The sequence below is a fragment of the Embleya sp. NPDC055664 genome, assembly GCF_053618075.1.
The window spans coordinates 104,517-117,232 of sequence record NZ_JBSHGZ010000035.1 but is presented as its reverse complement, the minus strand read 5'-3'; the positions used below and the strand labels follow the sequence as shown (position 1 = coordinate 117,232).

General features: G+C 69.8%; 12 protein-coding genes and 2 riboswitches. Of the genes, 8 read left to right on the top strand and 4 right to left on the bottom strand.

Annotation, left to right across the window (positions count from 1 at the left end; genetic code table 11):
* Window positions 1-68 precede the first annotated feature (68 nt).
* Window positions 69-398: a hypothetical protein gene (locus ACWGR4_RS38145; RefSeq protein ID WP_379995092.1), complete on the bottom strand. Its 330-nt coding sequence runs from the start codon at window positions 396-398 to the stop codon at window positions 69-71.
* Between the two features lie 446 nt (window positions 399-844).
* Between ACWGR4_RS38145 and ACWGR4_RS38140 the strand changes: the two genes are divergently transcribed.
* The 3 genes from ACWGR4_RS38140 to ACWGR4_RS38130 all read left to right on the top strand — a co-directional run bounded on the left by ACWGR4_RS38140 (window position 845) and on the right by ACWGR4_RS38130 (window position 3,661).
* Window positions 845-1,297 (top strand): hypothetical protein, encoded by a 453-nt coding sequence (locus tag ACWGR4_RS38140; RefSeq protein WP_452134093.1) that lies wholly within the window; start codon window positions 845-847, stop codon window positions 1,295-1,297.
* A 207-nt stretch (window positions 1,298-1,504) separates the two neighbouring features.
* Window positions 1,505-2,776, top strand: coding sequence for a L,D-transpeptidase (locus tag ACWGR4_RS38135; RefSeq protein ID WP_452134094.1), 1,272 nt, complete (start codon window positions 1,505-1,507; stop codon window positions 2,774-2,776).
* A gap of 111 nt (window positions 2,777-2,887) precedes the next feature.
* The gene (locus ACWGR4_RS38130) at window positions 2,888-3,661 is read left to right on the top strand and encodes an enoyl-CoA hydratase/isomerase family protein (protein ID WP_452134095.1); all 774 of its coding nucleotides are present in this window, start codon (window positions 2,888-2,890) and stop codon (window positions 3,659-3,661) included.
* Between the two features lie 103 nt (window positions 3,662-3,764).
* Here ACWGR4_RS38130 and ACWGR4_RS38125 read toward each other — a convergent pair whose 3' ends face one another.
* From ACWGR4_RS38125 to gcvT, 3 genes are all read right to left on the bottom strand, one after another.
* Window positions 3,765-5,069: a serine hydroxymethyltransferase gene (locus ACWGR4_RS38125; RefSeq protein WP_379995101.1), complete on the bottom strand. Its 1,305-nt coding sequence runs from the start codon at window positions 5,067-5,069 to the stop codon at window positions 3,765-3,767.
* Entirely contained in the window at window positions 5,066-5,440 is a 375-nt protein-coding gene (gene gcvH / locus ACWGR4_RS38120) for a glycine cleavage system protein GcvH (RefSeq protein WP_379995103.1), read from the bottom strand. Before gcvH ends, ACWGR4_RS38125 begins: the two co-directional genes overlap by 4 nt.
* An 84-nt stretch (window positions 5,441-5,524) precedes the next feature.
* Window positions 5,525-6,625 carry a glycine cleavage system aminomethyltransferase GcvT gene (gene gcvT, locus ACWGR4_RS38115; protein ID WP_379995105.1) on the bottom strand — a complete coding sequence of 367 codons (1,101 nt, stop codon included), beginning with the start codon at window positions 6,623-6,625 and terminating at the stop codon, window positions 5,525-5,527.
* A 255-nt stretch (window positions 6,626-6,880) separates the two neighbouring features.
* A riboswitch (glycine riboswitch) is annotated at window positions 6,881-6,997 on the bottom strand.
* Window positions 6,998-7,091, bottom strand: a riboswitch (glycine riboswitch). It abuts the riboswitch before it with no gap.
* A gap of 142 nt (window positions 7,092-7,233) precedes the next feature.
* On the opposite strand from gcvT, the gene ACWGR4_RS38110 reads away from it, so the two are divergent.
* From ACWGR4_RS38110 to ACWGR4_RS38090, 5 genes are all read left to right on the top strand, one after another.
* On the top strand, window positions 7,234-7,965 hold the full coding sequence (locus ACWGR4_RS38110; RefSeq protein ID WP_379995107.1) for an AAA family ATPase: 732 nt from the start codon (window positions 7,234-7,236) through the stop codon (window positions 7,963-7,965).
* Window positions 7,966-7,995: 30 nt separating this feature from the next.
* Window positions 7,996-8,712, top strand: coding sequence for an enhanced serine sensitivity protein SseB (locus tag ACWGR4_RS38105; RefSeq protein WP_379995109.1), 717 nt, complete (start codon window positions 7,996-7,998; stop codon window positions 8,710-8,712).
* A 58-nt stretch (window positions 8,713-8,770) separates the two neighbouring features.
* The gene (locus ACWGR4_RS38100) at window positions 8,771-9,499 is read left to right on the top strand and encodes an enhanced serine sensitivity protein SseB C-terminal domain-containing protein (RefSeq protein ID WP_452129422.1); all 729 of its coding nucleotides are present in this window, start codon (window positions 8,771-8,773) and stop codon (window positions 9,497-9,499) included.
* A 385-nt stretch (window positions 9,500-9,884) separates the two neighbouring features.
* Window positions 9,885-10,880, top strand: a complete 996-nt coding sequence (locus tag ACWGR4_RS38095; RefSeq protein WP_379995113.1) for an ABC transporter permease — start codon at window positions 9,885-9,887, stop codon at window positions 10,878-10,880.
* Between the two features lie 37 nt (window positions 10,881-10,917).
* On the top strand, window positions 10,918-12,684 hold the full coding sequence (locus tag ACWGR4_RS38090) for an ABC transporter substrate-binding protein (RefSeq protein WP_452129423.1): 1,767 nt from the start codon (window positions 10,918-10,920) through the stop codon (window positions 12,682-12,684).
* Window positions 12,685-12,716 lie beyond the last annotated feature (32 nt).

Here is a 12,716-nt window from a genome sequence, read left to right as displayed (position 1 = left end):
GCATCCCCCGAGGGATGCCGCCGCCGCGGGCGACGATCGGCCGGGTCGGTGCAGCCGATCGGGTCCACTCAGAACCAGGGGTGCCAGGCGTGCTGCACGTCGGCGTTGCCCTGGTTGATCACCACGACGCCCGAGTTGCCCTTGATCCCGGCGTTGTTGTTCTGGTTCGAGGCGCCCGCGCCGGTCGCGCTCTGCTGGGTGGCGTTGTAGTTGCCGTCGACACCGCCGAGGACGTTTCCGCTGCCGCTGTTGGTGGTGGAGGAGGTCGTGGTCGACGCGTTCGAGCCGTTGTCGCCGAGCGTGCCGTTGCCGCCGTCGGCGCACGCGGCGCCCGCACCGAGGAAGAGCAGACCGGCGGCGAGGGGGGCTACGGCCAGGGTGGCGAGCTTGCGGTTCATGGGGATCCTCCGTGTATCGCGGATCCGGGCGGGGCCCGGGTGTCATCAGGTAGGCGCCATCAGGTACGCCACGGGCCGTCGTGCGGGGCGAACGATCCGACCCCCACGGCGACTTCGTGTGACCAAGCTGTCGCAAACGGTGAGCACAATCCAGCGGTACGGTCCGGCTTCCCTCGGGAGAGTGACATGGAAGCCCCGAACCCCCAACGAGCGCCGATACGGAGGGTTGCGGGTGAGGGGTATTTTCCGCCGATTCGGCGCAATGTTTCGGCCACCCTGTCGATTTTGATTGATTTGTCGACGAACAGCGCGTGACCGACGGCGCATTCCCTACCGGCGGAGCGCGGAAGTGTGCCTCAACTCGATTCGTGGGCCCGCACTGCGAGGCGCGCGCCCCCGTCTTTACCCGAGCTTCACGAATGTCGGGTTTGAGTAAGGTTGCCGCCATGCCCGTAGTCGTCACCGGAGCCGACCAGCCACTCGGTCGCGCCGTCGCGCTCGACCTCGCCCTGTCCGCCGGCGAGGTACGGGCCACGGTCCGTGATCGCGGCGCGGCCGGTGTGCTGCGCGCGGCGGGCGTGCGGGTCGCGGTGAGCGACCTGTCCGACCCGCTGCGACTGGGCGCGGTGCTCGCCGGCGCGCACACCGTGCTGCACCTCGATCGTGGCCCCGACGGGCGGGGGACGCCCGCCGATACCTGGGAATGGTTTCTCGAGGCCGTCGAGGGTACGGATGTCCAGCGGATCGTCACGGTCTTGCCACAGCCTCCGACCGCTTCTTCGCCCGGGGAGTACGAATTGATCGTCCGTCCGTTTCCCGCCGAGGCCGTGGATCGGCCCGGATTCGCGGCTCCGACGCTGATTCGTGCCCTGGTGGAGGCCGATCGTCGGCCCGGATGACGGATCACGGCGCGATGCGATTCGGGTCGAGGCGGCCCGCGGTCGTCCGCGAGGATGGCAACGATCGCCCCGATCACCTCATTTGCCCGTGCGTGCCCCGGAATGCGGAACCGCGGCGGATGTTCGGCTCGTCGAATGAGACGTGGGATGTGGTTTTCGGCCTCGGCCGGGTCGCGACCCGGCTCCGGATGAAGGGACTGCCCGTACATGTCAGCAGGATCGAAGTCGCTCTCGACGCGGTCACGGGCCCGATGGCGCGTGGTGCCCGCACTGCTGCTCGGCGCGCTCCTGCTCGTGTCGGGCTGCAGCTCGGACGACGGCGGCGACGGCGGCAAGAAGCCCGGCGGCCCGAACAGCACCACGACCAAGGGTGATTCGAAGAAGGGCGCGGATCCCGCGTCGATCACGCTCACCCCGGCCGACGGCGCCAACGCGATCGACCCGCAGGCGCCGATCACGATCGTGGTGGGCGGCGGAAAGCTCGGCGAGGTCAAGGTGGTCAACGCGCAGAACGAGCCGGTCGACGGCACGCTCGACGCCGACGGCAAGACCTGGAAGCCCAAGGTCGCCTTCACCCTCGGCGGCAAGTACACGGTGAGCGCGACCGCGACCAACGCCGACAACGCGCCGACCACGGCTCGGGCGACGTTCAACACGCTCTCCGGCGACAAGAAGGTCACCGCGCGCTTCAGCCCCGAGGACGGGGCCACCGTCGGCGTCGGCTTCCCGGTGTCGCTGACCTTCGACTACCCGGTCAAGAACCGGGCCGCGGTGGAGAAGGCGCTGTCGGTCGACGTCGAGCCGAAGGTGGAGGGCGCCTGGCACTGGTTCGACAACACCCGGGTGGACTACCGGCCCAGGGACTACTGGGCGCCCGGCACGAATGTGAAGGTCAACCTGAACCTGCGCGGCGTCGACGTGGGCAACGGCGCGATCGCCAATCAGTTCAAGAGCTACAGCTTCAAGGTCGCCGCCACCAAGCGGATCGCCATGGTGGACGTGAAGGCGCACACCATGAAGGTCTACGAGAACGAACAGTTGATCAAGACCATCCCGATCACGGCCGGCAAGTCGCCGAAGTACAGCACGTGGAACGGGAAGATGGCGATCACCGAGAAGTTCGAGAAGACCCGGATGAACTCGCAGACGGTGGGCCTGGGCAGCGAGTACGACATCGACGACGTGCCGTTCGCGATGCGGGTCACCACCTCGGGCACCTTCGTGCACGGCAACTACTGGGCCGACCCGAGTGTCTTCGGCAGCGAGAACACCAGCCACGGGTGTGTGTCGATGACCAAGGAAAACGCCAAGTGGCTGTACGACCGGGTGATCCCCGGTGACATGGTCGAGATCTCCGGCTCCGACGAGCGCACGGTCGACGCCGACAACGGCTTCGCCGACTGGAACCTGAGCTGGGACAAGTGGACCGCGACCGGCGCGCCCGGCGCCACGCAGGGCACGACGACACCCACGCACTGAGGCGCCCGGCGGACGGGGCCTCGGCGGATGTCGTGGCCCCGCTCACCGCCCGCCGAGGTGGCGACGCCTATGGTCGGATCGGCACATCAGGGCTGACCAGAGGAGAGCGTCATGGGCGAATTCGTGAACCTGGAAGTGGCCGACGGCGTCGGCACGATCCGGCTGAGCCGGCCGCCGATGAACGCGCTGAACCGGCAGCTCCAGGAGGAGCTGCGGGCGGTGGCGCAGGAGGCGGGCGAGCGGGCCGACGTGCGCGCCGTGGTGATCTACGGCGGGGAGAAGGTGTTCGCGGCGGGCGCGGACATCAAGGAGATGGCCGAGATGACCTACACGGACATGGCCGACCGGGGCGCCGCGCTGCAATCCGCGTTCACCGCCGTCGCCGAGATCCCCAAGCCGGTGGTCGCCGCGATCACCGGCTTCGCGCTCGGCGGCGGTTGCGAGTTGGCCCTGTGCGCCGACGTCCGGGTCTGCGCCGACAACGCCAAGCTCGGCCAGCCCGAGATCACGCTGGGCATCATCCCGGGCGCCGGCGGCACCCAGCGCCTGCCCCGCCTGATCGGCCCGTCCAAGGCCAAGGACCTGATCTACACGGGCCGCTTCGTCGCCGCCGACGAGGCCCTGTCCATCGGCCTGGTCGACAGGGTCGTGCCGGCCGCGGACGTCTACGCCGAGGCCGTCGAGTGGGCCCGGCAATTCGCCAATGGCCCGGCCTACGCCCTGCGCGCCGCGAAGGAGTCCATCGACCGCGGCCTGGAAACCGACCTGAACACGGGCCTGGAGATCGAACGCCTCCAATTCACCGCCCTGTTCGCCACCGAGGACCGCGCCACCGGCATGCGCGCCTTCGTGGCCAAGGAAAAGCCCGAGTTCTCCGGCCGCTGACCGCGGCGGCCCCGGCGGGACCACGACGAAACGGGGCGCCGACTCGGCGGATGTCGAGTCGGCGCCCCGGTTTTCGTCGTGTCGACGAACCCGATCCGCAGGATCAGAGGTTCGGGTAAAGCGGGTGCTTTTCGGCCAGGGTGGTGACCCGGGCGGTGAGCGCGGCCTTGCGGGTGTCGTCGAAGTCGGGCAGCAGGGCCTCGGCGATGATGTCGGCGACCTCCTCGAAGTCCGCCTTGCCGAAGCCGCGGGTGGCCAGGGCCGGGGTGCCGATCCGCAGGCCGGAGGTGACCATCGGCGGGCGCGGGTCGAACGGGACCGCGTTGCGGTTGACCGTGATGCCGATCGAGTGCAGGCGGTCCTCGCCCTGCTGCCCGTCCAGCTCCGAGTCGCGCAGGTCGACCAGGACCAGGTGCACGTCGGTGCCGCCGGTGAGCACGGTGATGCCCACGTCGGTGACGTCCTTGCGGGTCAGCCGCTCGGCGAGGATGGCCGAGCCCTCCAGGGTGCGCTTTTGGCGGTCCTTGAAGTCGTCGGAGGCGGCGACCTTGAACGCCACCGCCTTGCCCGCGATCACGTGCTCCAAGGGGCCGCCCTGCTGGCCCGGGAAGACCGCCGAGTTGATCTTCTTGGCGTATTCCGCCTTGGACAGGATCACGCCGCCGCGCGGGCCGCCCAGGGTTTTGTGCGTCGTGGTGGTGACCACGTCGGCGTACGGCACGGGGCTGGGGTGCAGGCCCGCGGCGACCAGACCGGCGAAGTGCGCCATGTCGACCATCAGGAACGCGCCGACCTCGTCGGCGATCCGGCGGAACTCGGGGAAGTCGAGCTGCCGGGGGTAGGCCGACCAGCCGGCGATGATCAGCTTCGGCCGGTGCTCCTTGGCGAGCCGCTCGACCTCCTCCATGTCGACGCGGTGGGTCTTCTCGTCGACGTGGTAGGCGACCACGTTGTAGAGCTTGCCGGAGAAGTTGATCCGCATGCCGTGGGTGAGGTGGCCGCCGTGGGCCAGGTCCAGGCCGAGGATCGTGTCGCCGGGGGAGAGCAGCGCGAACATCGCGGCGGCGTTGGCCGACGCGCCCGAGTGCGGCTGCACGTTGGCGGCCTCGGCGCCGAACAGCTCCTTGACCCGGTCGATGGCGAGCTGCTCGACCACGTCGACGTGCTCGCAGCCGCCGTAGTAGCGCCGGCCGGGGTAGCCCTCGGCGTACTTGTTGGTGAGAACGGAGCCCTGCGCCTCCAGCACCGCCACGGGGGCGAAGTTCTCGGAGGCGATCATCTCCAGGGTGTTCTGCTGGCGGTGCAGCTCGTCGGCGACGGCGGCGGCGACCTGCGGGTCCACCTCGCCCAGGGGACGGTCCAGGATCGTCACGGTTGTCAGCTCCTCGATCGGGTCGATCTCGATCATTCGCCGCAGAACGCGGCGTATTCGTCGGCCGACAGCAGGCCCTCGGCCTCGCCGTCGATGCGCACCTTGAACAGCCAGCCCGCCCCGAAGGGGTCGGAGTTCACCAGGGCCGGGTCCTCGACGACGGCGTCGTTTATCTCGACGACCTCGCCGGAGACCGGCGCGTACATGTCGCTGACCGACTTCGTGGACTCCAGCTCGCCGCACGGCTCACCGGCGACGACCACCCGGCCGACCTCGGGAAGCTCGACGAACACCACGTCGCCGAGCGCCTCGGCCGCGTGCTGGGTGATGCCCACGACGGCGGGGGAGGCCGCCTCGTCGAGCCACTCGTGTTCCTTGCTGTAGCGCAGGTGCTGGGGTGCGTGCACGGGTCCATTCTCCATTCGAATGAGGTAAGTCCGTCCCTCAGGATGATTTGGGACGTTTTCCGGTGATATAGGAAGGGGTTCGGCTCAGCCGCGCTTGTAGAACGGCAGCGCCACCACCTCGACCGGCTCGGCCTTGCCGCGGATGTCCACCGCCAGCCGGGTGCCCGGTTCGGCCCGCTCCGTCGCCACGTAGGCCATCGCGATCGGCATGCCGAGCGTCGGCGACGGCGCGCCGGAGGTGACCTCGCCGACCCGCTCGCCGCTGTCCGCGTCCACCACCGGGTAGCCCGCGCGCGGAACCCGCTTGCCCGGCGAGGTCAGCCCGACCAGCGTGCGGCGCACATCCGCCTCCGCCGCGGCCAGCGCCTCGCGGCCGACGAAGTCCTCGGGCTTGTCCAGCCGGACCACCCGGCCCAGGTTGGCCTCGTACGGCGTGGTGTCCCGGGTCAGCTCGTGGCCGTACAGCGGCATGCCCGCCTCCAGGCGCAGCGTGTCCCGGCAGGACAGGCCGGCCGGCACCAGGCCGTGCGGCTTGCCCGCGGCCAGCAGCGCGTCCCACAGCGCGACCGCGTCGCCGGGCGCGGCGAACAGCTCGAAGCCGTCCTCACCGGTGTAGCCGGTGCGGGCGAGCAGCACGGGTACGCCCGCGACCTCGGTGCGCAGGATCGCGTAGTACTTGAGCGCGGGCAGGTCGGCGTCGGTCAGCGAACCGACGATCGTGGTCGACGCGGGCCCCTGCACGGCGAGCAGCGTGTACTCCTCGGACGCGTCGCGCACCGTGGCGTCGAAGTCGCTCGCGCGGTGCTTCAGGCTGCCCGCCACCACGTCGGCGTTGGAGGCGTTGGCCACCACCACGAAGTGCTCTTCGCCGAGCCGGTACACGATCAGGTCGTCGACGATGCCGCCCTCCTCGGTGCAGATCATCGTGTACCGGGCGCGGTCGATCCCGATCTTCGAGACGAAACCGACCAGGGCGTGGTCGAGCGCGCGGGCGGCCTCCGGGCCGGTGACCTCGATCTCGCCCATGTGGGTGAGATCGAACAGGCCGGCCGTGGTGCGCACCGCGGTGTGCTCGTCCCGCTCGCTCCCGTACCGCAGCGGCATCCGCCACCCGGCGAAGTCGGTCATCGTGGCCCCGAGCGCGTCGTGCACGGCGTCGAGCGGGGTCCGGCGGTCGGTGGTCATGCGAAGACTCCTTCGAGGGGACGCCGGCGGAAGCCCCCGGCGGGCGCGAACCGGTCCGGGGCATGCCGGACGGCGCGGACCCGGGCGCGGGCCCGAGGTGCGACGAGAGGTGACGGGTGCTGCGGCCCGTACCGGAACGGGGACGGGCCCCGGATCAAGAACCGGAACGAGTACGAGAACGAATTCGAGGACAAAGGGGGCTCCCTGCCATGGCGTTCAGCCCTTTTCGGCCAAAGTCGGTCGAAAAGTGGGGTGCCCTCCCCTTCTGTCATCGGAACCTGAGAGCTTCATCCCGTCCGCCGCTGCCGCGTCGGACCGGGATTTGCACCGTGGGTGAGCCGCACCGACGGTGCGTCTGCTTTCCAGAAGTGCCTGACCCATGCGGTATCGGTGCCTGAGAGATTCCGGGGAGGAGTTGCTCCTTCGGCGCCCCGCTCGATGGCGAGGACTCTTCCGCGTGGGGTCGACGGCCGTTATGAGGTTGTGCCCGGCATGCTAGCGCGTGTCGTCAATCCCCCGCCGGGGCCGGGGAGCGCCGGCGCCCGCTCGCGCCCTCGGTGCGACACCATGCGCAGGGCACGTGGGTTCGGGACATCAGGGGAGGATTCGTGGAGACGGATTCGGCGGGGGCGCATACCGGCGCCGCGGCGGGCGGCATGTTGATCCCCCGGTCCGTGCACGACCTGCGGGAGGAGCGGAACCGGGCGGGGGAGCGGGACGGGGTCCGGCGGGTGGACATGCTCTCCTATCCGGCCTCGTGCGTGCTCGTGGTGACCGGCCTGCCGGGCGCGGGCAAGAGCACGCTCCTGGCCCGGGTGGTCGCCGCCGGGCCCGCGGTCGCGGTCCTGGACGCCGACCTGGTCCGGGCCCGCTGGGCGGTGCGGGTGGGGCGGCTGCCGTACCGGGTCTACCGGCCGCTGGTGCGGCTGTCGCACTACGGCGAGGTGGCCCGGGCGCTGCGTGGCCCCGGCGCGGTGGTGGTGCACGACAGCGGCCGCAATCCGATCCTGCGCCGGGTACTGGTGCGCGCGGCCCGGCGGCGGGGCATCCCGGCCCACGCGCTGCTCCTGGACGTCACGGCCCATCAGGCGCTTTCCGGCCAACGTGCGCGCGGGCGCGGGGTGTCCACCGCGGTGTTCGCCCGACACCACCGGGAATGGCGCGCGCTGCTCGCCCGGCTCGCCCCGTGGCTGGACGCCGGACCCGCCCTCGCCTCCGCTCCGGGCGGCTTCACCTCGTGCGTACTGCTCGACCGCGCGGCCGCGCGGCAACTGCGCCGGATCGTTTTCGCAGACCCCCTACCCGGACAGTCCCGACGGCGGGATGCGGACAAGTCGTAAACTGCGCCGGACACCAAGAGGAGCACCACCATGCCGTTCCCGGCCAATCCCGTGGAGAGCGCGCTCGTCGCGGCGATGCGCGACCCGTCCCGGGCCGAGGCCCTGTTCGAGGCGCTCGCCGAGGCGGACGTGTGGGTGCCGCTGCCCGAGGGGGGCAGCGCTGCCGACACCGAACTGACCCTGCCCACCGCCGAGATCGACGGTCTGCCGTATGTGCCGGTGTTCTCCTCGGAGGAGCAGTTCCGCCGGCTCGCGGGGCCGATGGCGGGCACTGTGGCGCCGATGCGCGAGTTCGCCCGAGGGCTGCCGCCGCACATCGGCATCGTGGTCAACCCGGGCGGCGAGGCGGGCATCCCGATCCCGCCGCCGGGTGTGCTGGAGCTGGCCCGGCTGCCCGGCGCGGCCCACCGCGGCGCACGGGTGCGGCTGTACGAGCCCGACCAGGAGCCGATGGACTTCCTGATCGCCGCCGCCGCCGAGTTCATCCACGTCCCCGTGGTGCTCAGCGCCCGGCGCGGCCTGGGCGAGGTCGAGTCCGATCCGCCGGTCCTGTTCGTCGGCGTCGAACTGGACCGGTGGCAGGAGGAGGACCGGCTGGCCGCGATCGGCGCCCTGGAGCGCGCGCTCGGCCGCGCCGCGTGCCCGTGGCCGGTCAACGTGGTGCTTCTGGACGTGGCGCAGGATCCTGTGGGGGACTGGATGCTGGAGCGGACCCAGCCGTTCTATCTGCGGGCCGACCAGCGCTGAGCCCGTCCGGCCGCGGCCGGCATCGGTGTCGAAAAACATGGGGTTCGGGGAGGACGTCGTGAACCAGGTCGAGCAGGCGTTGAGCCAGGTGGCCCCCGGGCGCTACGACGCCTACGAGCGGCTGCTGCAAGCGCTCGTCGGCGCGCCCGTGTGGATGTTGTTGTGGCAGGGGCAACCCGGCAGTCCGGACGCGCAGTACGGGAACATGGACGTGGCCGGCTGGCGCTACGCCCCGGCGTTCACGTCCGAGGAACAGCTGCGTCTCAGTGGCTGGGACCGCTCGTTCGAGATCTGTCCGGTCCCCGAGATCGCGTCCTCGCTGTACACCGACCGCTGGGGTCTGTGGCTGAATCCGCACGCCCAGGGCGGCGGCGTCGGCGTGCCCTACCTCGACCTGCGCCGCATCGTCGGCGGCCTGGACCGACTGATGGCCGGCCCCCTGGAGGTCGGCGAACCCACCTTGTGGGACCCGGCGTTCTACTCCCTGCTCGGCGGGCAGCTGTTCCAGACCCAGGTGGTGCGCGCCGCCCACCGGGCCTGGGTACGCCCCACCGTCGGCCCCGAACGCCTCGTGATCGGGCTGCGCCTGACGGACAATCAGCCCGCCGCGATGCAGCGCATGCGGGACGCGATGGCCCGCGCGTCGGCCGCCGCGCCGCCCGGTCTGACGCTCTCCTCGGTCGCGCTCGACGACCCCTTCGACCCGATCGCCGCGTGGATGCGCGAGCACACCCGGCCGTTCATCGGCATCGACATGCTCGACGAGGCCGCCCGCCACGGCCGGTGATCGACATGCCCGACGAAGGCGCCCGTCCCGCACGGTGATTCACATGGCCGCCGCGGGCACACGACACGCGCAGTGAGCGAAGATCGGCGGAACGTGGCGAGCCGGGGCAACAGGCAGTGATGCCCCCAAAAAACTGACGTCACGTCATCAACCGCTGCCTTGTTGTGATTTCGTGACCGATCTACGCGGATCAACCAGTGAATCGTGTCTGCGTAATCACGGTTCAGTAAAGGTATTCCTCCACCCCTGTTCGTGACCCGCGTCACGGAGGAGTCTCACCCGGACGACAGATCCCGAAGATCATCGGGATCGCAATGCCGGGTATGGCGACGGGACGCGGCGATCCCGAGCCGCCGTCGCATCCGTGAGCGGGGAGGGTCGATCCATGACGGCACCGATCGAGACCACCGGTGTGGCCCGAGAGGCGCACCCCGAGGCGATCGCCGAGGCAGCCGGCGCACGCATCGAGGGTCGGTCGCTCGGTCAGATCGCGTGGGCCCGATTCCGCCGCGACAGGGTCGCGATGGCCGGTGGCGTGGTGATCATCCTCATGGTGCTCATCGCGATCTTCGCGCCGCTCATCACCGACGTGATCGGCGGTGGACCCACCGAGTACCACGACGACCTGCTCGACCCGGTGCTGAACATCCCCACCGGCAGCTTCGGCGGCGCGAGTTGGGATCACCCGCTGGGTCTGGAGCCGGTCAACGGCCGGGACATCTTCTCCCGCATCTGCTACGGCGCCCGCGTCTCCATGCTGGTCGCCTTCCTCGCCACCCTGCTCTCCGTGGTGCTCGGCGTCGTCCTGGGCACCGTGGCGGGCTACTTCGGCGGCTGGATCGACGGGCTGATCAGCCGCGCCATGGACGTCTTCCTGGCCTTTCCGCTGCTGCTGTTCGCGATCGCCATCGGCAGCAGCCTCCAGGGCGAGGCCTTCGGCCTCCACGGCGACACGCTCCGCATCACCGTGCTGATCTTCGTGATCGGGTTCTTCAGCTGGCCGTACATCGCTCGCATCGTCCGCGGCCAGACGCTCTCGCTGCGCGAACGCGAGTTCGTCGAGGCGGCGCGCAGTCTCGGGGCCACCGACCGGCACATCATTTTCAAGGAGTTGCTGCCGAACCTGGTGGGTCCGATCCTGGTCTACTCCACGCTGCTGATCCCGACGAACATCCTGTTCGAGGCCGCCCTTTCCTACCTGGGGGTCGGCGTACAGGAACCCACCGCCTCGTGGGGTGGCATGCTCTCGGCGGCCACCCCCCGGTACCAGGACGCGCCGATGTTCATGGTCGTCCCCGGAGTCACCATCTTCATCACCGTGCTCGCGTTCAACCTGCTCGGCGACGGCCTTCGAGACGCCCTCGACCCGCGCAGCCGCTGAATATCCCGCAAGTCCCCACGAGGAGGCACGACCAGCGATGAAACACCCGGTAACTCGCAGGCGCAGGACCCAAGCGCTGATCGGCATGGTGGCTGTCACCGCGATGGCCGCCACCGCGTGTGGCGGTGGTGGCGGCGGCTCGAAGAAGTACAGCCCGAGCAACAAGGCGATCACCGAAGTGGTCAACCAGTCCACCAAGAAGGGTGGCACGCTCAAGCTGGTCAGCTCGGACAAGTTCGACTCGCTGGACCCGGGCGACATGTACTACGCCTCGGCGTGGAACTTCTCCCGCCTGATGGCGCGTCCGCTGCTCACCTTCAAGCCCGCCCCGGGCAACGCGAGCTACGAGTTCGCGCCGGACCTGGCCACCGACGTGGGCAAGACCGACGACGGCGGCAAGACCTGGACGTACCACCTGCGCAAGGGTGTCAAGTACGAGGACGGCACCGAGGTCAAGGCGTCGGACGTCAAGTACGCCGTGGAGCGGACCTTCGACAAGGAGATCCTGCCCAACGGCCCGGGCTACTTCGCCCAGTACCTGGACCCCGACGGCACCTACAAGGGCCCGTACAAGGACTCCGCGCCGGACAAGCTGGGCCTGAACGCGATCGAGACGCCGGACGACCACACCATCATCTTCAAGATGAAGGAGCCGTTCGCGGACTTCAACTACCTCGCCGCGCTCCCGCAGACCGCGCCGGTCCCGCCCGCCAAGGACACCGGCAAGGAGTACGTCAAGCACCCCATCGCCTCCGGCGCGTACATGGTCGACGGCCAGTACGAGCCCGGCAAGGCGGTCAACCTGGTCCGCAACCCGAACTGGGACCAGGCGACCGACCCGCTGCGCAAGGCGCTGCCGGACCGGATCGAACTGCTGGAGAAGCAGGACGCGAACGACGTCGACAACCGACTCTTCGCCGGCACGGCGCAGTTGGACGTGGTCGGCACCGGCGTCCAGGCCGCCGCGCAGAACAAGATCCTCACGGACAAGAAGCTCGCGGACAACGCGGACGACGCGATCTCCGGCGCGCTGGCCTACCTGGCGATCAGCTCCAAGACCCCGCCGTTCGACAACGTGCACTGCCGGCGCGCCGTGCAGTACGCGGTCAACAAGTCGCAGCTGCAGCGTGCGCAGGGTGGCGAGGTCGGCTCCGACATCGCGACCAACCTGATGCCGCCGACGCTGGCCGGTTCCAAGGTCACCGACATGTACCCCAACGGTGCCAAGCACACCGGTGACGTGGCCAAGGCCAAGGACGAGCTCAAGCAGTGCGGCAAGGCGGACGGCTTCAGCACCGTGCTGACCGCGCGCGCCAACCGGCCCAAGGAGGTCGCGGGCGCCACGTCGGTGCAGAACGCGCTCGCCAAGATCGGCGTCAAGGTCGAGATCCGGCAGTACCCCTCGGGTGACTACTTCTCGCAGTTCGCCGGTGTCCCGAAGTGGGTCGCGGAGAACAAGGTCGGCATCATGTTCATGCAGTGGGGTCCCGACTTCCCCACCCAGTTCGGCTTCTTCCAGCAGATCGTGGACGGTCGGGCGATCAAGCCCGCCGGTGGCACGAACCTGTCCGAGCTGAACGACCCGGCGGTCAACGGTCTGATCGACCAGGCCACCCGGACCATCGACCCGGCGCAGAGCGCGGCCATCTGGCAGCAGCTGGACCAGAAGGTGATGGAGTCGGCGGTGATCGTCCCGTTCGGCTGGACCAAGTCGCTGCTGTACCGCCCGTCGAACGTGACCAACCTGGTCGTCACCCCCGCGTACTCCGGGATGTACGACTACCTCAACATCGGTATCCAGTAAGCCTGCGACGAGGTCAGTAGCCCGAAGGAGAG